Consider the following 24,575-nt stretch of genomic DNA (forward strand, 5'->3'; position numbering starts at 1 on the left):
TTAGAATGTAGATTTGTACTTCGACATTCTTTATTCCTTGTTCTATTGTTCGTTATTCATACGTGAGAAAAAATAGAAGCTAAAAGTGGAGAGCTGAAAGTAAATACGGCTCTCTGCTTTTAGCTTTCTGCATTTTGAATATCGAACAAGGAACACCGATCAACAAATGTTGAAGTATAAAGTCCGGAAGACGGAAGGTCTGAAAGTTTTTGCTGTTAACTACTAACAATTAACGGATAACCGAATTTGAATATCGAACAAGGAACTTCGATCAACGAATAATGAAGTAAAAAGTTCGAAAGTATTTCTATTTGCAAATAACCGTTACCGATTAACGGATAACGCTTAACGATTAACTCCTCTCCTCGCAAGTACAAAAGCATAATCCCCATCCTTCAGGAAGATCATATACGACACGATCATAATCAATGAGAAGCTATATAAATTAAGTGCGACAGCGATGATGAGGTGAAAGATAACTCCGATAGCCAGTATATATACACGCGTTCTCCTGAACCATACGAGTATAACAAATGTCAGTTCGAATGCGATCGTACACCAGGCCAACACAAGATTTACCGTAGTGTTTGTAAGTAAAGGCTGAAAGAACGGATGAATCATGTGCTGCAGGTTCGCTATTAACTGAAAGGCCTCCCCCGTTCGCCACGAAGGTGTTATGAGCTTATCCCACCCCGACAGAAAATATATACCAACCACAATCACTTGTGCTATCAATACCGTTGCATTGTATACAATGATTTGCAGGGTGTGCGACCTCGGTGTATCCATACGAGGCACAGTCGCTAAACCAATTGCTATGAGCGAAAGCATGAAGTGTGTCTGATCAGCGCCACTGGTTATCGGGAGCGTGATACGATATAGATTGGCTACGATCCAGAAGAAAACGGCAGCTGAAAAATAACTCCAGGGTATAAACAGGCCAACGACTAATAGTATTAAGAATATACTATAGATAACTGTAACATATTCGTGTGCCAATACCGATGGAAGAAAGAGTAATTTTCCAAACCAAGAGCCGGGCCACGACAAATGTTGATATTGCGCAATGGTACCCGATATACTCCAGAGAGCCAGCACACGAAACAATGTAAAAACAACCAATGCCTTACAAAATATTGTAACAGCCTTCTGTTGATGAAAGTCTGCCGACAACTGTGATATGATCTTATCAGTGAGCACAGATTTGTCGCGGGTTATAGGTTATGTTCCAGGTAGTGTCGGTGCGAAAAGTATGTTGTTCTTTCGCAAAAGAATGGAATATATATACCAGTTGCACGGAGTCAACTGAATCGGATTGGATCAGCTCTTTGAGTATAAATTGATTTAGCCGGCAGAAGGAAGGCGAGCTTCCCAAGGGCTGGCGCTTCTTTTTCACGCTGGCCATGTAAGCAGCCCGTGCAAAGTTACGCAACAGTATATTTCGCTGTAGTGGCTCATAGCGCCACGAAGATGCATAGTAACGATCGAGAAAATTCTTGCCGTAGTTTGAGTAAGGCGACCACGTACTCCCCATCTTGTGACGGATATACAGATCGGCCGAAACACTGATGCGTTCTTCTTTAAAGAAAGGCCCGATTAGAAATACGCGTTTATATACCGCTCCTATTTTGGTTTTATGGAATGGATAACGAGCCGGTGTTACCATAAAATATATACACAGCAACACATGAATGGCCAGAACGCCAGCGGCGGCAAGAGCTGCTCTCCTTCTGAATGCATCATGTCCGGGTATATTCACGATCAAAAAATAGTGATAACCTTCGGGGAATGCAACTGTTCCTATTCCCCTACTCTACCTTTACACCGAGGTTATCGCCCAATGAACTGAATTGTTTGATCCACTCATCCGGATGACCGTTGTGCTCTTTGCTCTGCACCGACATTTCGAAGTACAGGTTCTGCGATTTATAGAGGCTCGGGTATATTTTGAAATTCCGCAGCAGCGGGAATAAGCGGTTCAACCGTTCAATGCGTCTGAGGGTCTGCCCTTCTGCATGGATGCGTTTCAGTTCTTTAAATATACTTTCCCCGGCAAGTCTCTCTACACGGTCGGTATCTTCAATGTTCAGTTTCCATTTGGAGAGTTCGTTCATGATTCTCTCCACCTGGCGGATGTTGATCTTTTCTGTCTGAAAGCAACGCACCAGGTCGGCATTAAGTATATATTCAAAGGTAGTGCGATAGGCGTTGGGTATAGGAGTATCATTGTTTGCCAACGCATTTACCAGTGGATAGTCGCGGTTATAGATTCTGCGCAGCGACTCTTCCAGGTCGTTCATACTTTGCTGCGTGATCAGGTTGAAAACCTTGCGCTTCTCGTCCTGGAACAATTGCCAGATCGTATGCTTTTCTGTTCCAAAGTAAGTCTGCATCAACCCGATGATGTCGCCCAGTCGTCCTTCTTCGAACGCTTTTACGATCTTCGCCTGCATCGAAGTAAATATCTCGGCATCCATATCCAGCGATATATTTCCGATAATGTTGTGCTGCCCCATATAGATAACAGCGAACGCAAACTTTTTCTCCGAACGTGTTACGTTCGAACGCACTTTGGTAACACCTACCACGAGCCGTTGTTCTCCGGCTTCTTTACGAATAAAGATTTCGTTCTGTGTAGTATAATTAAATACCGGGAATGATTCCGGGTCTTCCTCAAAAATAGAAGCCACGGCATAGTGCATCCCTACACGCTGCAGGTTTGTTTTAGAGGGAAGCACAAACTTTCTATATACCTGCGCACCATTCTCCAGTGACGGTATATTGCTTGGAGCGGTTTCCAGCCTGCGTAAAAATTCTTCTTCGAGATTGGTCTCGCTGATCTGACTTACCAATTGTATTGCACGACATGCATACTGCATGATCTGTGTTGTTTCTATACCGGATATCTCATCGAAGAACCAACCACAACTGGTAAACATGAGCATGGCATTTCGCTGCACTTCCATCAGGCGGAGTACACGGTTCTGCTCTACATCTTTGAGACAATGTTCTTTCAGGAACTTCCGTATGTTCTCATCGCTGCGCTCCAGTATTACGTTGATATAGTCTTGCCTCGCTTTCCACGGATCTTTCAAAACATTTGATGCTTCACGTTCAAAGATCAACGCCAGTTCATCGCGCAGCCAGTTGAGTGTTTCACGCAACGGCTTACGCCACCGCTGATGCCACGTAGGTTTACCTCCTGAATTACAACCACAGTTATCGCGCCAACGCTCTACGCCATGCACACAACTCCACGAACTGTTCTCATGTATCTCCGCTTCATATACCGGAGGATGTTTAGCGAGGAACTCGGCATAGTTAGTAAGGTTGCATTGTGTATTACGCTCAATGTGATCGAGGCAATATGCGAGTGCCATATCACCATGCTTGTGATGATGTCCGTACGTTTCGCCATCTGTTGCTATATGGATAAGCTGTGCCGTATCGCTGCGTTCATCAAAGGAACCGAGTAAACGATCGGCAAATTTTTTACCATCGTATAGCAAGCCATCAAAGGCAACACCTTGTGCTATATGGCCATCATAAAAGAACAGTGCTATACTTTTACCGGAAGGAAGCTTGCAGCTATAGGGTCTTCGCGTATCTATACTCTCGGTGGTAACACCTGTCCATAACAGCTCACCGATCTTGCGGATAGACTTTGCCTGGCGTGGTGCCAGTATAGTAAATTTTATACCGTTGGCGGCCAGTAACTCTAGCGACTCTATATCTACGGCTGTTTCTGCGAGCCACATCCCTTCGGGCATTCTTCCGAAGCGATGAACAAAATCGCGGATGCCCCATACGATCTGTGTTTCTTTATCGCGCTTGTTGGCGAGCGGAAGTATAATATGATTATATACCTGTGCTATAGCCGAACCGTGGCCACCGAATGTTTTTATACTTTCACGATCGGCCTCGATGATGGCATCGTATGTTTCGCGATCATACTCCTGCATCCACGAGAGCAGGGTGGCACCGTAGTTGAAGCTGATCTTCGAGTAATTATTGATTATATTTTTGATAACGCCTTTCTCGTTGAGAATACGCGAAGCCGCATTGGGCCCATAGCATTCTGCAGAGATGCGTTCGTTCCAATCGTGGTAAGGGTGCGCGGAGTCCTGAACTTCAATTACTTCAAGCCAGGCATTTTCACGGGGTGGTTGATAAAAATGTCCGTGAATACAGATGTACTTTTCCAAATCCGTTGTCGGTTAATCGTTACTCGTTACAGGTGTGTGCGTGGGTGTACTTATACAAGAGCTCTTGTCAAATATACTCGCACTATATATACACCCAACGATGAACGACTAACAGTTTGACGTTTTTACATTTAACTGTTAACCACTAACGGATAACGATTACGTGCCGATGTTTTCCAATTCAAACTCCCGTAACGCTCTGTCAAGTTTCAGTATAGAAACCGCGAGCGGTGGTAAAGTTAGTGAAATGGAATAATCCTGCCCATGATATTTAACCGGAGAAGTGGCGATTACTCCGGAATTTATTACATCACTGCCATGATATTGCTTTGCGTCAGAATTGAATACTTCCTTCCACTGGCCGCGATAAGGAACACCTATACGATAGTGATACCGTACCTCCGGAGTGAAATTGCAAACGATAACAAGCATATCTTCAGGGCGATCGGCCATGCGTTGATAGGCAATTACACTGTTGTCGCGATCGCCATAATCGATCCACCGGAAACCTTTCTGTTCAAAAGCATGCAGGTATAGTGCTGGTTCCTCTTTATAAAAAGCATTTAAGTCGCGAAGTAATTTTTGTGCTCCGCTGTGAACATCATACTGCAGCAAGTGCCAGTCCAGGCTCTTCTCATGGTTCCACTCGGTCGACTGACCAAACTCTCCGCCCATAAACAACAGCTTGGTGCCGGGGTGAGTATACATATAGGTAAATAACAACCGCAGGTTGGCAAACTTCTTCCATTCATCACCCGGCATTCTTCCCAGCAATGATCCTTTACCATGCACTACTTCATCGTGCGAAAGCGGCAGCATAAAGTTTTCTGTAAAGGCATACATGATGCTGAAGGTAATTTCATTCTGATGATACTTCCGGTGTATAGAGTCTTCCTTGAAGTAATGTAACGTATCGTGCATCCATCCCATCATCCACTTTTGTCCAAAGCCCAATCCACCTAAATAGGTTGGGCGAGATACACCCGTCCAGGAAGTAGATTCTTCTGCTATTGTAATAGCATCCGGATAATTACCATATACCACTTCATTCATCTCCTTGAGGAATGTAATGGCTTCTATATTTTCATTGCCACCGTATTGATTGGGAATCCACTCGCCTGCCTGGCGTGAATAATCCAGGTATAGCATGGAGGCAACAGCATCAACGCGAAGCCCGTCTATATGATAACGGTCGAGCCAGAATATAGCATTGCTGATGAGGAACGAGCGCACTTCATTGCGCCCATAGTTAAATATATAGCTCTTCCAGTCGGGATGAAATCCTTTTCGCGGATCTTCATGTTCATAGAGAAATGTTCCATCAAATTTATATAGTCCGTGTGCATCGCCCGGAAAATGCGAAGGAACCCAATCGAGAATTACACCTATACCGGCTTTGTGAAAACTATCGACCAGGTACATAAAATCTTCTGGACTACCATAGCGACTGGTGGGTGCAAAGTACCCGGTGATCTGGTATCCCCACGATCCATAGAACGGGTGCTCCATCACCGGTAAAAATTCCACGTGGGTAAATCCCATATCTTTTACATACGCCACTAACTCTTGCGCAAGCTCGGGATAATTCAGCGAGCGATTATTCTCTTCTGCCTTGCGCCTCCACGAACCCATGTGCACTTCGTATACCGAATAGGGCTGAGCTTTACCTATACGTTGCTTGCGCTCTTTCAGCCAGGCATCATCTTTCCAATCATATTTAGGTTTCCATACGATAGAAGCTGTGCGAGGCGGAGTTTCAAAGTATGCACCGAATGGATCTGCCTTCTCCAGAAACTCTCCGGTGTTGGAATGTATAGCATACTTGTAAACCTCACCATGCTGTATTTCGGGAAAGAAACCTTCCCATATACCAGAGTGATCCCATCGCGGATTGAGTCTATGCACATTGTCTTTCCAATGATTGAAATTACCAATTACCGATACCGCACGTGCATTCGGTGCCCACACAGCAAAGTAGGTTCCCTCCGTATCGCCATTGGTAACAACATGCGCGCCCAGTTTTTCATATAGTTTGAAATGCTTGCCTGATTTGAACAGATGTATATCATACTCTGTTAACAAACTAAACGCACTATTATCCACTTGTTTCGTTTTTTTTGCCATGGGTTCTTTTTCTATTTTTCGTCTCCTCTGAAAAGGAGATCAATGGATATTTAATTTTAAAAACCTTTCCTGAAAGGAAGGGCAAGGGATATATTTCAATTCAAACCATTCTGCTATAAAGAGAAGAATCTGAAATATACTTTAACATTTAACCTTGAACTCTAAACCTTGAACTTTAAGCTTTCAGCTTCCGCGCTTCTTTCCTCTCCTCCTTCTCTTCCTGGAAACGCTTCATGTGATAATATATACCACGTAACGGTATAACGGTCCAGTCGGGGCGGCCGTTTAGTTCGTAGCCCAGTTCGTAGATCGCTTTCTCCAAAAGGAATGTTCGCAGCAGTATATCATCTTCTTCTGATAATACCGTGCCCATCCCCATACGGTCCATATACGCACCTAGGTAATAACGGCCGATGTAGTGTTGCCACTGTTCTGCCCACGACTCCAAAAATTCCAGATCGCGGTCGCGGTAATTTTCGTTGAGCAGAATTTTACCAAACGCTGCATAGTGTATGGAGCGCATCATGCCGGCTACATCTTTCAGCGGACTCCGTTTCAAACGTCTTTCACTGAACGACAATCCGGGCTCACCTTCAAAGTCGATGATCACAAAATCTTTACCGGTAAATAACACCTGGCCTAAATGATAATCACCATGTATACGTGTTTTTACTGCGCTGATCTTGGTCTGGTATACTTCACTGAAGCATTCGAGAATTTTATCTTCGAGTGCCAATACTTTTTTGGCGAGCTCCTGTATCTGCGGGTCGAGTTTCGGAATGGTTGTTTCGAGAAGACTAAAGCGATCGCGCACCATTTTACGCAACGATGAGTACATGGAACGCTGATAGTTGGCATTGAACTTCTCGGTAGTAAACGCTGGGTTCGATGCATCGGATGCCAGTGCCAGGTGCATCTCGGCAGTGCGTTGTCCTAAGCGCACTATACGCTCATAGAAACCTCGCCCTATAAATTCCTGAATGATCTCGGGCGACTCTTCAAATTTTATAGCAGACTTGTTAATGAGCTTCGGCAGTTTTACTGTTTTCGCTTTCGCCATGACGCGTTCATAGAAGCGACCTACTGAGTCTACTGACATGGCCCAGGCTTCGCCCTGATTCTCTACTTTCTCCTGTAATAATCCGAATACGATCGTCTTGCCTTCATTATCATGATACTCGATACTGCCGGCAAACTTCGGACAATGCTGGAAGGTTGTATGCTCTGACAGGAAGCGTATAATCTCCAGATCAGGATTGATCTCTTTCTCCAGTTTGCGATAGAACTTGAAAAAGTATTGATCGTTATAGATGATCGCAGTATTGCTTTGGTCGGTCTTGAGTATTTTGGAATCTACTTTTTTATTCTTGCCGAGTTTTGCGAATACACTGGAGTTAAATTCAAGTTCGCCACCGCTATCATCTTTCAGGCGGATCTCTTTTTCCATCCCCATAAAGAGGAAATCGCGGAACACTTTATCATAGCTGCTATCCATAATAAAGCCTGAACGCCCCTGTATCTCTGCGCGGCATACTACACTTTGCACGGTATACTCTACGCGCTCCAATATACTATCAGACGGAACGAATGTGAGCGGCAGGAAATATAGCTCGGGCAATCGCTGCACATAATGCACTTCGATAATAGTGAGATAATGCGTATCGCCTTCAACCTTTATCGGAATGGTTTTATGTATAGCGATCTTGCTGATAACTTTTGCTTTACCTCCAAACCAGCGACACTTCTTCATGAACGGTGGCAATATTTTCCGTTCAAGGTTTCGCATTTCGTTATAGTTATCCAGCAGACGTTCCCATGATATATCGGTGCGTATCAACGGAAGCTCTCCGCTGGCATCGGCTTTCTCTTTCTTCTCCGCTGTATCGGCCTGGAACCAGAAATATCCGTAAGGCCCAATCGTGATCGGGTAATCGCCTTCTTCCACATTCATGAAACGATTCTGACTGAATGCTTCGGTCATCTCGCAATCTCTGAACTCGGAAAGATTGAGTGTTGCGGCCTGCGAAAACTGGGAAAGATTTGCTACAACAATGACGCGTTGCTTCTCATCGGTGCGGGCAAATGCCAACACTTTCGCGTTGTTACTCTCAATAAATTTCATGGTACCACGCCCGAATATATTCAGGCGTTTGCGCATAGCCATTACGTGTTTGAGCCACCACAAGAGTGATGAAGGGTTTTCTTCCTGGTTCGATACATTTACTGATTCGTATCGGTATACCGGATCGGTAATGATGGGAAGAAATAATCGCTGCGGGTTAGCAACCGAGAAACCTGCGTTGAGGTTCATGTTCCATTGCATAGGTGTACGCACACCGAAGCGATCGCCCAGGTATATATTATCGCCCATGCCGATTTCATCGCCATAGTATATTACCGGAGTCCCGGGCAATGAGAATAAAATGGTATAGAGTAATTCTATTTTCCGTCTGTCGTTGTTCAGCATCGGAGCCAAACGTCTGCGTATACCGGTATTTACTTTTGAGTTGGCATCGCTCGCATACGCTTTTAACAGGTAATCTTTTTCTTCTTCTGTTACCATCTCGAGCCCGAGTTCATCGTGGTTTCGCAGAAACACAACCCACTGACAATTGAAGGGTGTATCAGGTGTCTGCTCAATGATATCTACGATCGGGTAACTATCTTCCGTACGCAACGCGAGGAACATACGCGGCATCAACGGAAAGTTAAAGTTCATGTGGCACTCTTCGCCTCCGCCAAAATAGGTAGCAGCATCTTCGGGCCACAGGTTTGCTTCGGCAATGAGTACTTTATCTTTATAGTTCTTGTCTATATGGGCACGCAGCTTCTTGAGGAACACGTGTGTCTGCGGAAGGTTCTCACAACTGGTGCCTTCTTCTTCAAAGAGAAATGCTGCCGATCCTAAACGAAATCCATCAACGCCCATCTTCATCCAGAAGTCAACCACCTTGATCATTTCCATCTGCACTTCGGCATTTTCAAAATTCAGTTCAGGCTGATGATGATAAAAGCGATGCCAGTAATATGCCCGTGCATCTGTATCCCACGTCCAGTTAGAAGCCTCGGTATCCGAAAACATAACGCGGGCTTCTTTATACTTATCCGGAGTATCGCTCCACACATACAAGTCTCTATAACGCGAACCGGCTTTTGCCTTGCGCGAGCGCTTGAACCACGGATGCTGATCGGAAGTATGGTTGAGTATCAACTCGATGATAACGCGTATACCTCTGCGATGTGCTTCTTTTAAAAATTGTTTGAAGTCTGCCAGCGTACCATAGTCGGGATGCACATCGGTATGATCGGTTACATCGAAGCCATCATCTTTAAGAGGCGATGGATAGAACGGCAGCAGCCAGATGGTATTTATACCGAGATCTTCCAGGTAATCCAGCTTCTGGATCAGTCCCGGAAAATCACCTATACCATCACCGTTACTATCGTAAAAGGCGCGCACCGATACTTCGTAAAAGATGGCGTCTTTAAACCAAAGTGGTTCTCCGGGTTTGATCGGTGTGCTCATGCGTTACATATAGGATTCGTGTACTTCTACTTTAAACAAATGAAACGGCATTTTGTATGGATCGATCTCTACATAATTCCACTCCTGTGTCCAGGTATAGTGTTCGTCCGTCATCAGATCGTGCAGTTTCAGGTTGATATGATCTTTTATACCGAGGCGTTCCTTCGGTATCTGCACGTAACCGGATTGCCGGCTATGCTGATCCAGGTTTACTATTACGAGTATAATACTGGAAAGATCGTCTGTCGCTTTGAGGTATGCGAGCAGATTTTGATTTTCAATATGACAGAACTGTATATTCCAGGTTGATTGCAGCGCTGCGTTATTCTTGCGTGCCTGGTTGATGATCGTGATAATATCCGTCATGCGATTGGTCATCTTCCAATCGTATGATTTTATTTCGTACTTCTCGGAGTTATAGTATTCTTCTTTGCCCGGCATGGGAGTATTATCGTAGAACTCATAGGCCGGACCATATATACCATAGTTGGATGATAGTGTGGCCGCCAGCGCAAGGCGAAGTATAAATATATTTTCTCCCTGGTGTTGCAGGTGATACGGAAGTATATCCGGTGTATTGGGCCAGAAATTAGGACGGAAATAATTTCGCGAAGGACCATATACCAGCTCGTTCATATACTCGATGATCTCGGCCTTGCTGTTGCGCCAGGTGAAATAGGTATACGATTGTGTAAACCCGATCTTGCCCAGCGATGCCATGATTCTGGGACGTGTAAAGGCTTCTGACAGAAATATAATATCCGGATATAGCTTGCCCACTTCTGCTATAGCCCATTGCCAGAAGGGTATAGGCTTGGTATGCGGATTATCTACACGGAAAATTTGTACACCCTGGTCGATCCAGAAGGTAATGACCGATTTCAATTCCTGCCACAACTCCATCCAGTCGTCTGTTTCGAAGTTGAACGGGTATATATCCTGGTATTTCTTCGGAGGATTCTCAGCGTATTGTATCGTGCCATCCGGACGTTGCTTGAACCACTGCGGATGTTCTTTTACGTACGGATGATCAGGCGCGCATTGAAACGCCAGGTCAAGCGCTATATCAATGTGATACTTCTTCGCTTCCGTGATCAGGTGTTTATAGTCTTTCAATGTGCCCAGCTCGGGAAGTATAGCTTTATGTCCGCCCTCATCACTGCCAATGGCCCACGGTGATCCGGGTTCGCCCGGCTCAGCTTTTACATTGTTGTTCTTACCCTTGCGATTAACCTTGCCGATAGGATGTATAGGCGGAAGATAGAGTACATCAAACCCCATAGACGCTATACGCGGAAGCAGCTTTACCACATCGTTAAATGTACCATGCTTGCCTTCCAGCGATGCAGAACGCGGAAACAATTCATACCACGAAGAGTAATTGGCTTTCTTAAACTCTACCACTACAGGCAACGCTTTCTCATAGAGCGTTTCGTATTCAATAAGCGGATAGTGATGCACAAGCTCTTTGAACTCTTCGCTCAATACATACTCCACCGCTGCTATATAGGGCGCTTCCAGTTTTTTGGCAGCCTGCAATAGTTCTTTATTGTTTTCGTCCGCCAGTTTTTTCAGGAAGGCTATACCTTCCAGCAATTCTACCTTTACATCTACATGGGCTGCGGCTTTCTTTTTAAATCCGTCATACCAGGTTTCGAAATGATCGATCCATGCCACCACGGTGAAGAGATATAGTCCTTTCTGCTGCACATGGAAAAATCCTTTCCAGTTGTCGTTCATGACTTGCAGCATCTCTACCGTAGTCCACGCCTCCTCTCCTTCTTTCTTATACCATACCTGCGCACGGATATGATCATGACCATCTCCGAATATATCTGCCGTTACATCTACACGTTCGCCCACAGTGCGCTTGGCCGGATATAGTCCGCCATCTACCTGGGGTTGTACATTCTCTATAATTACCCGCGATTGTCCTCTATTATCTTGCATCGTATTCTATAATTTACTGCTTCACACCGGCTATATATCTTACTTGATTTTAAAGATGAATGAGCTATAGGGTTTCAGGTGCAGATTGAAAGTCAGGTTCTGATCGAAGCCTACCTCCGCCTCGCGCCACAACAAGTCGCGCGCTATATAACTCGTGGCCGGGTCAAGTCCCATCTGCTGTATAGCTTCCTTCGGTATATGTACTTTTATATCCAGCGGTGCCGGATTAAAACTGTTCAGTATCAACAGGCGATCTTCGCCTTCATATCGCAGAAAGGCATGCACCTGACCGGTAAAATTACCCGCTGCTATATTGGAAGCGGTAAGGTCTATATATCCTCCGGATACCAATGCCGGGTTTTGTGCTGCGAGGTTGAGCAGATCGCTATAGAAGGTGCGCAATTGCTTTTGCTCCAGCGAAAGAGAATCGCCATCGAACTTGCCTCCATTCATCCACTTCTGGTGTTCCGGCACGCCCCAGTAATCAAATATAGTAGTGCGGCCATCGTTATTCTGAAAACCGGCTGAGCCTGCACCGGGCTCTCCTACTTCCTGCCCGAAATATAGCATCACCGGTCCGTTGTCGAGTGTAGCGCTGATCACCATAGCCGGCACTGCTTTCCACGGATCGCCTGCGAAATACGGTGAGGCTATACGCTGCTCGTCATGGTTCTCCAGGAAGTGCAGCATATTCTCGTGCATACCTTCCTGCGTCTGACGCACAGCATGAATATCGTCTGTACCGCGTTTACCCTGCACCATCAGGCGCAACGTATCGTATAGCTGCACTTTGTCATACAGGTAATCAAAACGACCGGTCTGTATATAATTCGTGTATTGTGCAGGATTATATATCTCCGCTATAAAAACGATCTGCGGATTTACTGCTTTCACTTGTGGTATAGCCCAGTGCCAAAATTCTACCGGCACCATCTCGGCCATATCGCAGCGGAAACCATCTACTTTCTTCGAAGCCCAGAACAGGAGAATGTCTTTCATCTTTACCCATGTGTCGGGCACAGGATCGAAGAATGTTTTGTTGCCGTTCTGTATATCTACACCGTAATTGAGTTTTACAGTTTCAAACCATTCATGTATACCAGGACTGGCCGTGAATTGATTATTACCGGTAACTTTTGCCGGTGTCTCTTCAAATTTACCATCGAGGGTCGGGAACGTGTAGGCCCCCAGTGGTTTATAGCCATGCGGCACCTGGAATGATTGTCCCGGCAGATAGTAAAAATTGTTAGCAGCACTAAACGCCACATGATTATCGTCTGTCTCACCCAGATCTTTTACGCCAGCCGGTTTCTTGTCAGACTTGTAAGCACGTGCTACGTGATTGGGTACAAAGTCGATGATCACTTTCAATCCTTCCGTATGTGTGCGATCGATCAGAAGTTCAAACTCTTTCATGCGATTGGGTACATCGGCTGCGAGATCAGGGTTTACATCGTAGTAATCCTTGATGGCGTACGGTGAGCCAGCGCGCCCCTTCACTACATCGGCATCATCCAGCGGTATACCGTGGCGTGTATAGTCCGTGAGCACCGCGTGTTCAATCACACCGGTATACCACACATGAGTTACACCCAATGCTTTGATCGCTTTCAGCGCTGCAGGATTTATATCATTGAACTTGCCAACACCATTTTCTTCAATCGTGCCGAAAGGTTTGTTGGCGGTTGTCTTGTTGCCAAACAGGCGTGTCATAATTTGGTAGATAACAACTCTACCGGAAGATTTCTCCATAGGTATAACAGACGGAATTTTCTCTTTGTTTTTCAAACAGCTTACCAGCAGGACCGCTGCAAAAAGGCATACTAGGACTCTTCTCATAAAGACATGAATATACTAATTAGATATGAGTAAGGAGAGGAACTATAGCGATAAATGCACTTTTGTAAAGCAATGCCCGCGTATATTATGCATGCCTTTTTCGCGAGCGAAAGTAGTACATCAACAGTACCGCTATACAGATAAGAAGTCCCAGAAACTCGCGCGATTCTTCAATATACGGGTGCGCCATTTTTGCTACGTCACTAAACAGTTCGGACGGGTTATCGCTCTTCAGCCAGTCAATCACTCCGGGAATATACAGGAGACTGTAAGCCGAATAGATGACGATGAGTGCCAGCAGAACCTTGGGGGAATAATATTCGAACATGGCCATAATACAGGTTACCGCCATGACGCCATAGATGAGTATCCAGATAACCGGATCGGGATCATTCAACTGAAGAAATGAAAAGCCGAGGAACATGATAGCCAGCAGAAAATTGACAACTCGCATAATGGATCGTTAAGTCTAAAACCGGTTTCAATGTATAAGAGCGGGCGCTATAAAACAAAAAATGTCGGGCGTTATCACCCGACATTCTGACCTGTAAACAAAAAACAAATTATAGAATGGTCTTCAAATATTTTGCACAGGCTGCCACGCTATCGATGGGCGCACCCGGATATGACTCTTGCTCAACATAATAATGCTTGAGACCTGACTGCTTTGCTTTGGCAAAGATCGGTTTCCAGTCGATGGAACCTGTACCGAGGTCTGCATTCTTATTACGATCTTCTTTGTTCATATCTTTTACGTGCCATTGCTCAAAGCGGCCCGGATATTTTTCGAAGTATTTGATCGGATCATATCCGGCATTTACTACCCAGAATATATCCATCTCCATACTTACTTTTTTCGGATCGAGCTCAGCAAGCATCACATCGTATGGCACCTGTCCATCTACTTTCTCAAATTCAAAAGCGTGGTTGTGATAACCAAAGCGGATTCCGTGCTTGTTACAGATCTCTCCGGCTTTGTTCAATTCTCCGCAAAGCTTCTTGAAGTTCTCGATAGAACCGCGCTCTTCTACTGCGATCCAGGGTACAACCATATAGGACTGACCAATTGCTTTAGCATCTTTTACAGCTTGTTCCCAATTACCGCGAACTATATCCCAGCCATAGTGACCACTGGTAACTTTCATGCCGAGGCTTTTCACATACTTGCCAAACTCCATGAAGTCCATTCCGAATATCTTGCCGTCTTTATAGCTATAGGTCTCCAGTTCTTTATAACCGAAGCTTGCTACTTTTTGCAACACACCTTTAGGATCATTCGGAATACTGTCGCGCAGTGAGTAAAGTTGAAGTCCGAGGCCGGTGGCATTCACTTTACCTGCCGCCAAAAAAGTTGGCAGTGAAAGCAAGCCCGCAGCTGCGAACGATGCTGTTTGTACAAATTCTCTTCTTTTCATGGGTTGTAGATTTAAGAAATAGGCTACTTGTTCAACAATTCAATACCTCCAAAATAAAACAAAGATTTGTCTCTTGCACCTTCATTTTTAAAGACAAGATACAAATCGTGATATCCGGTAGCAGGTTCAAGGTTAATGGTTTGTATCTGAAGACCCTTACCGGAAGCACTGGCTTTACCGAGTAATTTTCCATCGGGCTTATCCAGATGTATTTCAACTGTTCCTCCCGCCTGATCGTCTGCCAGGAAAGGATATACTTTAGCTTTTTTCACTCCGGTGAGATCCAGGTTTTTAAACGCCGCATGTGCCGTGTGCTTCACATTTTCGAACGCTATATTTCCTTCCCAGTTCAATACACGAACTATATGAAGGTCAGTCGCCTGATCAGCTTTCAACATCGGGCTGCGCAATACCAGTGTGGCGGTAGAGCCAATGGAAGGTATATTGTTGGCACCTTTGTCGTGATACGAAGCCGTGAGTAAATAAGCTCCCTGATTTTCTTTTCCGGTAGTAGCCACTCCGTTGAGCGGAAGTTTTTTCGCGGCTTTCTCATCTCCGAGCGACAAGATATATCGTACCATTTCTTTGGCCTCTTCTACACTTACCTGCGGGTGTGCTGCCATTTCTGTATCACCCCATATTCCGGCACCACCTTTTATGATCTTGGCCGCAAGACGATCAATCGCATCGGTCTGTGTTTTATACTTGGCAGCCACTTCTTTATAGCTCGGGCCTGCCGAACGCTGATCGATAATGTGGCACGATTTACAATCGCTCTTGCCGATCAATGCTTTACCCGGTAACTCGACCGTAGGCATCTGATGACCTTGTGCTACTTTGGCCATATCAAATCCTTTCAGGTAATCGAACAATACTGTTACCGCTTCTTCCCTGATCGTGCCGTCAGCAGATGAACCATCTTCCTTGTCAGTAACCTTCACGCTATATTTCACTTTTGTCTCCGGGAAGTAGAACGTTTTATTACCGTCTGCAATGTGTGCCTCAATTACCGGAGGCTCATTACCCACTAACACCTGCGTTGAAGCAGTGCTGCTGTTGCCTTTATCATCAGTAACTTTCAGCTTGGCGTTATATACTCCGGGTTTATCCAGCGTTACCGTAAATGCCGTGTCGTGCGAAGTATAGGTCTTCCCTCCTACTTCCAGTACATATGCTAAAGAATCATCCGTGTCATAATCCATGCTGCCTTTATTGGAGAATACTACCGTAAGTGGAGCAGCTCCTGATGTTTTATCGGCAGTAAGTTTTGCTACCGGTGTACGATTGCCTCCGTTGTAATCGATGCGCACCAAACGTGCATCCAGGTTTTGCGCGAACCACTTGGTACCATATTCAATCATATATAGTTTGCCATCCGGGCCAAACGCCATATCAATGATGTTGTTGAACTGTGTATCGGCCATGAACGGTTCCATGTCGGCTATAGCACCTGTTTTATCCAGGCTTACCAGGAAGATCCAGTTACGCATCCAGTCGTATGCAATCAGTTTACCATCAAAGTAATCAGGAAATGCCGTAGGTATATCTTTATACTGATCGCTGTAATATACAGGGCCTGCCATCGCGTTTCGTCCGCCTTCCTTCAGCATCGGAAACTCTTCTGACTTTGCATAGGGGTAGTATATCAAGGCAGGTTGTGCCGGAGGAAGCTCACGCTTACCGGTATTGTTTACCGATTCGTTGATCGGTTTGGCAGGATCCCACCACGCACCAACTTTACCGGTTTCATAATCATACTTGGAATACGCAAAGTTCTTCCCTACAAAATAAGGCCATCCAAAATTACCGGCTTTGGTTGCCATGTTCACTTCATCATACGAACGCGGACCGCGTAGCGAATCAGGTTCGCCAGCATCCGGACCAACTTCTCCCCAGAATAAATTTCCGGTTCTTTGATCGACCGATATTCTATACGGGTTTCTGCAACCCATCACATATATCTCGGGTCTGGTTTGTGGTTCTCCTTTTGCAAAGAGATTTCCTTCCGGTATAGTATAGCTTCCATCCGGTTCAGGATGGATCCGCAGAATTTTACCGCGCAGGTCGTTGGTGTTCGAAGAAGATTTCTGTGCATCATACGGACCTCTTCCCGGGCGTTCATCGGAAGGACTATATCCTTTCGATTCCCACGGGTTGGTATTATCACCGGTTGATAAAAACAGATTTCCCTTTGCGTCAAACGCCAGTGAACCACCGGTGTGGCAGCAGCTCTCCCGTTGTGTAGGTACTTCGATCATTACTTTTTCAGAACCCACATCAATCTTGTCGTCAGTAAATGTAAAGCGCGACAATATATTAGCCGACTTCTCGGGGTGTGCATAATATATATATAGCCAATGGTTCTGATCGAAGGCCGGATCCGTTGCTATACCCATTACCCCGTCTTCGAACTTGGTGCCTATATTCAGTGTGTTAATCACTTTTACTTTTCCGTCTTTCGGATCGTATAGCTTTACATCGCCTTTGCGTTCAACAAAAATGATGCGCTTGTCGCTCAGCACCACCATTTCAGTTGGCTCGTTGAGGTTGAAGTCAAGAACCGTTTTGGTAAACCTGTTATCTTCGGGAGCAACCTTGGCAGTGGCTTTCGAGTAATCAAGTTTATTCTCACCAATGGCATACTGTATACCATCCAGCACATGCTGCATATAGAGTGAGTCAGAATAACTTTCATGGGTGTGACCCATGCCGGTATAGAATGCACGGCCTCCATCAAACTCATGATACCAGGCGATCGGGTGGTTCTCACCGTTCTGTCCGCCCTGGTACGAAGTTTCATCCAGGTTATAGATCACATGAATGCTATCGGATATATTCCGGTAATTATACCATTCGTCTTTACGCTTCCAGTTGTCGGGTAACGTATTCGGGCCAAAAGGTCTTACTTTCTTTACGGTTGCTTCCTGTATCTGCGGGTGGCTTTTAAAATACGCTCCCACCAAGCGACCATACCATGGCCATTCGTATTCAGTATCAGCAGCGGCATGTATACCTACAAAACCTCCGCCTGCCTGTATAAATCTTTTGAAGTATCCCTGCTGTTGCAGGTTGAGTACATCTTGTGTGGTATTCAGGAAAATTACCGCGCTATATTTCTTCAGGTTCTCATCGGTAAATGCGCTGGCATCTTCGGTTGTATCTACATCAAAGTCATGCTTCGCACCAAGCTCGATAAGTTTTACTTTACCGGTGCTGATCGATTCATGACGATATCCTTTCGTTTTAGAAAAAACGAGTATACGGGGCCTGTCTTGTTTACACGAAAACATTAAACAAAACAGTAATATTATAGCAATGCTGGAGTGCTTCATGATGGCGTTTGGAAATTAAAATGCCTGGGTAGTTGAGTTACCCAGGCATATATACTATTTCAATTCTTTGATCTTGATATTGCGGAACGAAATCTTATCGCCGTGATCCTGCAACGCGATGTGTCCCTTTTTTGCTTTTCCAAAATCAGGCATGGATTTGAACTTGCTGTTCTTTACCATTTCATCCCATGCTGCATCGTGCATGGTGAACGTTACTACTTTTGTGCCGTTGAGCCAAAATTCATAGTGACTGTTTTTAGAGATGATCTTTACTTCATTCCATTCACCGGCAGGCTTTACAGTTTCAGTAGAGCATGGCACCAGATCGTACAGATCTCCCGCGCGGTGCTTATGTATTTTAGCATCCGGGTGGCAGCTGTTATCCAGCACCTGCATTTCCGGACCTGTTAAATATACATGTGCATATTTAGCATCTTCTACTACATTAAATAATATACCGCTGTTGGCACAGGCGCTTACTTTCCACTCCAGCGTCAATTCATAATTTTCATATTCACTGTCGGTCACTAAATCACCTCTTCCATCTTTGGTTGAGCTATCCAGGTATAATTCTCCGTCAGCAGTTTTCCAGGCAGTACCATCAGACGACTTGTTATATACATGCCAGCCTTTTGTAGTAGTGCCATCAAAGAGAAGTTTCCAACCGGCTTTAGCTTCAGCCGGTGTTAATTTGTTTTGAGAAAAACTATCAGATGCAGATAGTATCATAAACATCATCACTGCGAGCGTCCAGAAACGTTTCATCGGGTTTGGGTTTAAGTGGATGAAAGAGAATGTCCATACAACAAAATGAAGATGGACATTCCCGGGTTAACTGATTGATTGGTAGAAAAAATTCGGTTCGCCTTTTGGCTACTGATTAATCTTTTGGTTTTTCGCCATCGAGCGACAATACATACATGGCCATTTTCTCAGCGTCTGCCTGCGAAATGTCTGCGTGTGGCGACATGGGTATTTCACCCCAGTTGCCGCTTCCGCCATTGATGATCTTGCTGGCAAGCATCGTTACATTCGCTTTGGTAAATTCATACTTCTTCGCTACATCGGTGTGTGAAGGTCCTACGATCTTGTTGGTAGGATGATGGCATGTTTTGCAATCACTCGCATCAACCAGTGCCTGACCTTGTGCGATCAAGTCTTCTGCAGAAGATGATGAAGCTTCTTCTTTCTTATCGTCTGCTTTTTCATAATCATCGTAAGCATCCGCTTCTTCTTTCTTCTCTTCTTTTTTCGAGCCGCACGATGTCAGCGAAAAGCTCGCCATACCAACTAAAGCGATGAGGATAAATAGTTTTTTCATTTTCTGTTTTTCGTTTTTAGTAGCGTTTATATTCCTAGAACTTTCTTGTTGAATTTCTGATCTTTCCCGGTAGCGGCAAAGTCATCAAAGGTTTTATCGGTTGCACGGATAATATGACTCTTGATGAAAGGTGCTCCTTCGGCTGCACCCTGCTCCGGATGCTTCATGCAGCATTCCCACTCGAGCACAGCCCAACCATCGTAGCCATACTGAGTAAGTTTACTGAAGATGGATTTAAAATCCACTTGCCCATCGCCCAGTGAACGGAATCTTCCGGGGCGATCGATCCAATCCTGGTAGCCTCCATATACTCCACTCTTCCCTGTAGGATTAAACTCGGCATCCTTCACATGGAACATCTTGATGAAGTCGTGATAGAAATCTATATACTGCAGGTAATCCAGTTGTTGCAATACAAAGTGACTTGGATCGTAGAGCAGATTGCAACGCTCATGTTTACCGGTTGCTTCCCAGAAGCGCTCGAACGTTATACCATCGTGCAGATCTTCACCTGGATGTATCTCATAACAAACATCTACGCCTGCTTTATCAAAAGCATTGAGGATCGGCAACCAACGTTTTGCCAATGCAGCAAAACCGTCTTCTACCAAACCGGCAGGGCGTTGCGGCCACGGATATACCGTATGCCACATCAAGGCACCCGAGAAAGTAGCATGTGCATTCAATCCTAAATTACGACTGGCTTTCGCTGCATATTTCAATTGCTCAATAGCCCACTCTGTTCTTTCCTTCGGATTACCCCGGAGTTCTTTCGGTGCAAAGCCATCGAAGAGATCATCGTATGCAGGATGTACTGCCACCAGTTGTCCTTGCAAATGCGTAGAAAGTTCTGTTACCTGCAAGCCACACGACTCTATGATGCCTTTCCATTCATCGCAGTAATCTTTACTCTCGGCAGCTTGCTTTAAGTCGATGCAACGTGGATCCCATGTAGGTATCTGTACACCTATATATCCTAAGGACGCTGCCCACTTGCAGATTGTCTTTAAATTATCAAAGGGTGGTTGATCACCCATGAACTGCGCCAGAAATATCGCAGGACCTTTTATCGTTTTCATTTCCTTTTGGTGCGTCTTGGTTTAAAATAAAAGCTATACGCTTTATTGGCTGCAAGCTATTGGAACGTATCATCAGCATTTTACTTTCAGCTTTAAACGTAAAGCTTTCTGCTAATTTTTTTATTCCAGTTGCTAGCGGCCAGAAGCCAGTGGCTACTTCAATGGTGTCCACTTCTTGCTGGAATTGGCAGACTTCACTACAGTTTGAACAAAGTCCATTCCGCGTACGCCATCTTCAACATCCGGGAAATCGTACTTAGCATAATTTACTTTCTTGCCAGGCTTAAATTCGCGAACAGCTTTTGTGAAAGCACGGTATATATTCGCGAAAGCTTCCAGATATCCTTCGGGGTGACCAGCCGGAGTGCGTGTAAATGCTTTGGCATCATCCGACAAATAGCTTTGTCCTGCGCGGATAATCTCCATCGGTTTACCGAGCCATTTCACAACCAATGTATTGGGCTCCATCTGCCTCCATTCTATACCACCCTTCTCTCCGTATATGCGAATGTTCAGGTTGTTCTCTTCACCCGCTGCAACCTGTGTTGCCATTAATATACCGGAAGCACCATTTTCAAAACGGAGCAGCATAGAACTGTCATCATCGAGGTGACGACCTTTCACTACAGTATTAAGCATTGCACAGAGCTCAGTAATTTTTAATCCGGTAATATATTCTGCCAGGTTCGCAGCATGTGTACCTATATCTCCGATAGCACCGCCCATACCCGATTGTTTCGGATCGGTTCTCCACGAAGCCTGCGCGTTACCCGACTTTTCCAATAAAGTAGACAGCCATCCCTGCGGATACTCTACAAATACTTTTCTGATCTCACCAAGTTTACCGGAAGCAACCATGTTACGTGCTTCTTTTACCAGCGGATAGCCTGTATACGTATGCGTGAGTCCTAATATAAGTCCGGTTTTATCTACAACTTTCTTCAGTGTCTTTGCTTCTTCGAGTGAGAAGGCGATAGGTTTTTCAACGATCACATGGAAGCCATGTTCCAGTGCCATTTTGGATGGGCCGAAGTGAACGTGATTGGGTGTAACAACCGACACGAAATCCATGCGCTCACTGGCCGGCAGCTTAGACTCTTTCTCAAACATCTCCTGGTACGTTTCATATACCCGGTTCGGGTTCAGGTATAATGCCTGACCTGTTGCCTTCGACTCTCCCGGAACCACGCTGAACGCTCCACAGACTAATTCAATTTCTCCGTCAATACCGGCTGCCTTACGGTGTACAGGTCCAATAAAAGAGGTCAGACCACCTCCCACCATACCCATGCGCAATTTTCTTTTCATGTGTTAATTGATTGGTTAAGTTTTATGGATTTATGAAAAGTCGTTCGTTAAAAGTCTTGAAGAGGTAAGACAATCCGATGGACATTTCATTCGTTTGAGATTTGATGCAATAAAATATTATCGAGGCGAAAAGTAAACAAATAAAATTACCGGAAACGATTGCGTTATGCGTTGGCGGTTACAATTTTTTAATTTTTTGACCTTTTTAACTTTCACATAGCGTCTGACCGAAATCGTTATTTTTGTTGATTACCTCTACCTGAAAATGACCGAATCACTCTTTCTTCGAAACCTCTGGTACTTTGCCATGCACGGCTCATTTCTGAAACGTGGTAAACTCGTTTCCAAAGAAATATTGGGCGAACGAATTGTATTCGGTCGTGATGAACAAAATATACCTTTTGCTTTACGCGACAACTGTCCGCACCGCGGAGTACCACTCTCTGAAGGTTGGTATGATGGCAAGGAAATTCAGTGCTGCTATCACGGATGGAAGTTCGATCACACCGGTGCCTGCACCAAGATACCTGCACTCGCAGATGAGAAGTTTGACTGTGCAAAGATCAGGGTATTCAAATATCCTTGTAAAGAAATCAACGGCACTGTGTGGATCTATATACCGCGCAACAAAACGCAACTGCAAGCGGCCGAAGAACGCGTGCCTGATCTGTTGATTCCTGCTGCCGAAAAATTCAGGTTCGTTGAAAAAGTAACAATGCCTGCCAACATCGATCACTCGGTAATTGGTTTGATCGACCCTGCGCACGTTACCTTCGTACATCAATCGTGGTACTGGCGATCAGCCAAGAAATTAAAACTGAAAGAGAAAAAGTTTGAGCCCTGCGGACTTGGTTTTAAAATGAGCAGGCATAAACCTTCGTCCAATTCAAAAGGATACTCTATACTTAAAGGCGAAACGTCTACGGAGATTAATTTTCAGCTCCCAGGAAATCGCTTCGAACATATTCGCGTGGGTAATCATGAGATTGTTTCCATTACATGCCTCACTCCTATTAATGAGAATGAAACGGAATTGAATCACATCTTCTATGCATCTTTCAGCTTCGTAAAATATCTCTGGTGGCCACTGCGATATTTAGGCAAACAGTTCATTCACCAGGATCTTCATGTATTTCAGAAATTACAGCGAGGCTTAGAAAGCAAACCCACCTTGATGCTTATAGGAGAACCCGATGCCCAGGCCCGCTGGTATCACGAATTAAAACGCGAGTGGGATATGTCGCAGCAAAACAATACACCTTTCGAAAACCCTGTGAAGGAAAAGATGCTGCATTGGATAACGTAGTGGCTGCTGGCCGCTGGAAATACACCGCACATGCTCCTCACTCCTCTAGCAGCCAGAGACCAGAAGCCAGTAGCTATTTCTCACCAATCGTCTTTCGCGATCTTTTTATTCTGAGGTATATATTGAAGTTTGTCAGTGAGAGCCTTATCCAGTAAGCCTAGTGTATTGGGCTTGCACCACTCCTGGTTCATAATCGTTCCGCTGTTTTTCGCAGCGTAATTGGTAAGCTTATCTTTTTCGTTGATCTTTTTATAGCCTATATCGCCAGTCAACTGAATTTCACTTACGGTAATTCTATATTTTCCATCGCGGATACCTACAGTAACTTTACCACTATATTTACCGGTCTGTATAATAGACGGTGTGGCTACCTGTGTGAACTGGAATTTCTTATAGTCAACAATCAGGTCATTCAAATCAAAAGTTACTTCATCGTTAGTCGTAGCCAGGTTCGAAACATACGGCAATGATTTATAGTATTCCGCTGCTTTTGTTACGGTAACAGAGTCTTCAACAAATACCTTTTGGTAAATGATCTGTTGATCCACCAGTTTAAAATTACCATAAGCAACATTTCCTTGTGCCTGTGTAAAGAAGGGGGCAATCATTACTGCCAGGAAACAAAAAATACTTTTCATTCTGATCATGTGTTGACTCTTTAATTCAAATGTACAGAACAAAGTAAAACGAAAAATCCGGTAAGCAAAAATGCAGGTTATTCAGCGGGATGGCAGGTTAAGTCTGAAACCGTATCGCTCAACTGTTACGCTCTATCAATGAATAGTATAAGTAAAGAGTGTAGGCTGCCGTTGAAAAGAAAACTGAACACGCAGATACGACAACGCTCCTGACTTACGAAGACTCACCGAAGGTCGTGACTCACGAAGCTGTCCGTTAATATCAAAAATGTGGGTAGTGCGGATTCGTCCGTTCTCTGAGTAAGTAGTATAAGTACCCGATTGCCAGTACGATGATGATGCCAACGGATCAGACGCTGGCGATCGTAAAACCAGTACCTGTCGCGTTGCACGATAGTCAACAGGAAGTGTGCTTTCCTTTACTCTGAAAAAACTCAAAAGAGAATTTTTACCGCGCGAAGGTTTGATTTGTGCTGCGGCATGGATCGAAGCCACGACAAGCAATAACAAAAGGGTTGTTCTCATAGTACGC

At 44.8% G+C, this 24,575-nt stretch carries 17 protein-coding genes; 1 reads left to right on the forward strand and 16 read right to left on the reverse strand.

Annotation, left to right across the window (positions count from 1 at the left end; genetic code table 11):
• Positions 1–345 precede the first annotated feature (345 nt).
• The 14 genes from VIN08_RS15880 to VIN08_RS15945 form a co-directional block, all read right to left on the reverse strand.
• A complete protein-coding gene (locus tag VIN08_RS15880; protein WP_331967054.1) occupies positions 346–1,200 on the reverse strand; it encodes an HTTM domain-containing protein in 855 nt (284 codons plus the stop codon).
• Positions 1,190–1,759: a hypothetical protein gene (locus VIN08_RS15885; RefSeq protein WP_331967056.1), complete on the reverse strand. Its 570-nt coding sequence runs from the start codon at positions 1,757–1,759 to the stop codon at positions 1,190–1,192. Before VIN08_RS15885 ends, VIN08_RS15880 begins: the two co-directional genes overlap by 11 nt.
• Positions 1,760–1,808: 49 nt before the next feature.
• Positions 1,809–4,205 (reverse strand): DUF3536 domain-containing protein, encoded by a 2,397-nt coding sequence (locus VIN08_RS15890; protein ID WP_331967058.1) that lies wholly within the window; start codon positions 4,203–4,205, stop codon positions 1,809–1,811.
• A 159-nt stretch (positions 4,206–4,364) separates the two neighbouring features.
• Entirely contained in the window at positions 4,365–6,329 is a 1,965-nt protein-coding gene (glgB, locus tag VIN08_RS15895; protein WP_331967060.1) for a 1,4-alpha-glucan branching protein GlgB, read from the reverse strand.
• Between the two features lie 175 nt (positions 6,330–6,504).
• Positions 6,505–9,855, reverse strand: a complete 3,351-nt coding sequence (gene treS, locus VIN08_RS15900; protein ID WP_331967062.1) for a maltose alpha-D-glucosyltransferase — start codon at positions 9,853–9,855, stop codon at positions 6,505–6,507.
• Between the two features lie 3 nt (positions 9,856–9,858).
• Entirely contained in the window at positions 9,859–11,805 is a 1,947-nt protein-coding gene (locus VIN08_RS15905; RefSeq protein ID WP_331967064.1) for an alpha-1,4-glucan--maltose-1-phosphate maltosyltransferase, read from the reverse strand.
• Positions 11,806–11,844: 39 nt separating this feature from the next.
• Positions 11,845–13,593 carry an alpha-amylase family protein gene (locus VIN08_RS15910; protein ID WP_331967066.1) on the reverse strand — a complete coding sequence of 583 codons (1,749 nt, stop codon included), beginning with the start codon at positions 13,591–13,593 and terminating at the stop codon, positions 11,845–11,847.
• Positions 13,594–13,729: 136 nt separating this feature from the next.
• Entirely contained in the window at positions 13,730–14,098 is a 369-nt protein-coding gene (locus VIN08_RS15915; protein WP_331967068.1) for a transmembrane 220 family protein, read from the reverse strand.
• Between the two features lie 109 nt (positions 14,099–14,207).
• Complete coding sequence (locus VIN08_RS15920; RefSeq protein WP_331967070.1) at positions 14,208–15,059, reverse strand: sugar phosphate isomerase/epimerase; 852 nt, start codon at positions 15,057–15,059, stop codon at positions 14,208–14,210.
• Between the two features lie 23 nt (positions 15,060–15,082).
• A complete protein-coding gene (locus VIN08_RS15925; protein WP_331967072.1) occupies positions 15,083–18,349 on the reverse strand; it encodes a ThuA domain-containing protein in 3,267 nt (1,088 codons plus the stop codon).
• Positions 18,350–18,445: 96 nt separating this feature from the next.
• Complete coding sequence (locus VIN08_RS15930) at positions 18,446–19,156, reverse strand: DUF1080 domain-containing protein (RefSeq protein ID WP_331967074.1); 711 nt, start codon at positions 19,154–19,156, stop codon at positions 18,446–18,448.
• 115 nt (positions 19,157–19,271) lie between these two features.
• Positions 19,272–19,712, reverse strand: coding sequence for a c-type cytochrome (locus tag VIN08_RS15935; RefSeq protein ID WP_331967076.1), 441 nt, complete (start codon positions 19,710–19,712; stop codon positions 19,272–19,274).
• A gap of 26 nt (positions 19,713–19,738) precedes the next feature.
• Complete coding sequence (locus tag VIN08_RS15940; protein WP_331967078.1) at positions 19,739–20,791, reverse strand: sugar phosphate isomerase/epimerase; 1,053 nt, start codon at positions 20,789–20,791, stop codon at positions 19,739–19,741.
• Between the two features lie 153 nt (positions 20,792–20,944).
• A complete protein-coding gene (locus tag VIN08_RS15945) occupies positions 20,945–22,099 on the reverse strand; it encodes a Gfo/Idh/MocA family oxidoreductase (protein WP_331967080.1) in 1,155 nt (384 codons plus the stop codon).
• Positions 22,100–22,364: 265 nt separating this feature from the next.
• On the opposite strand from VIN08_RS15945, the gene VIN08_RS15950 reads away from it, so the two are divergent.
• Entirely contained in the window at positions 22,365–23,405 is a 1,041-nt protein-coding gene (locus VIN08_RS15950; RefSeq protein WP_331967082.1) for an aromatic ring-hydroxylating dioxygenase subunit alpha, read from the forward strand.
• An 80-nt stretch (positions 23,406–23,485) separates the two neighbouring features.
• Here the strand turns inward: VIN08_RS15950 and VIN08_RS15955 are convergent, their stop codons facing one another.
• Entirely contained in the window at positions 23,486–24,043 is a 558-nt protein-coding gene (locus VIN08_RS15955; RefSeq protein WP_331967084.1) for a hypothetical protein, read from the reverse strand.
• A gap of 135 nt (positions 24,044–24,178) precedes the next feature.
• Positions 24,179–24,575, reverse strand: a 397-nt coding sequence (locus VIN08_RS15960) for a hypothetical protein (RefSeq protein ID WP_331967086.1), incomplete at its 5' end; no start/stop codon positions are given.

This window comes from Ohtaekwangia sp. (assembly GCF_036568665.1).
GTDB lineage: Bacteria > Bacteroidota > Bacteroidia > Cytophagales > Cyclobacteriaceae > Ohtaekwangia.

What these genes read in the sequence shown, in the direction of transcription:
- glgB (WP_331967060.1), bottom strand. Translation starts at nt 6,329, where the DNA reads ATGGCAAAAAAAACGAAACAAGTGGATAATAGTGCGTTTAGTTTGTTA.
- treS (WP_331967062.1), bottom strand. Translation starts at nt 9,855, where the DNA reads ATGAGCACACCGATCAAACCCGGAGAACCACTTTGGTTTAAAGACGCC.
- VIN08_RS15905 (WP_331967064.1), bottom strand. Translation starts at nt 11,805, where the DNA reads ATGCAAGATAATAGAGGACAATCGCGGGTAATTATAGAGAATGTACAA.
- VIN08_RS15915 (WP_331967068.1), bottom strand. Translation starts at nt 14,098, where the DNA reads ATGCGAGTTGTCAATTTTCTGCTGGCTATCATGTTCCTCGGCTTTTCA.
- VIN08_RS15920 (WP_331967070.1), bottom strand. Translation starts at nt 15,059, where the DNA reads ATGAAAAGAAGAGAATTTGTACAAACAGCATCGTTCGCAGCTGCGGGC.
- VIN08_RS15925 (WP_331967072.1), bottom strand. Translation starts at nt 18,349, where the DNA reads ATGTTTTCGTGTAAACAAGACAGGCCCCGTATACTCGTTTTTTCTAAA.
- VIN08_RS15930 (WP_331967074.1), bottom strand. Translation starts at nt 19,156, where the DNA reads ATGAAACGTTTCTGGACGCTCGCAGTGATGATGTTTATGATACTATCT.
- VIN08_RS15935 (WP_331967076.1), bottom strand. Translation starts at nt 19,712, where the DNA reads ATGAAAAAACTATTTATCCTCATCGCTTTAGTTGGTATGGCGAGCTTT.
- VIN08_RS15940 (WP_331967078.1), bottom strand. Translation starts at nt 20,791, where the DNA reads ATGAAAACGATAAAAGGTCCTGCGATATTTCTGGCGCAGTTCATGGGT.
- VIN08_RS15945 (WP_331967080.1), bottom strand. Translation starts at nt 22,099, where the DNA reads ATGAAAAGAAAATTGCGCATGGGTATGGTGGGAGGTGGTCTGACCTCT.
- VIN08_RS15950 (WP_331967082.1), top strand. Translation starts at nt 22,365, where the DNA reads ATGACCGAATCACTCTTTCTTCGAAACCTCTGGTACTTTGCCATGCAC.
- VIN08_RS15955 (WP_331967084.1), bottom strand. Translation starts at nt 24,043, where the DNA reads ATGAAAAGTATTTTTTGTTTCCTGGCAGTAATGATTGCCCCCTTCTTT.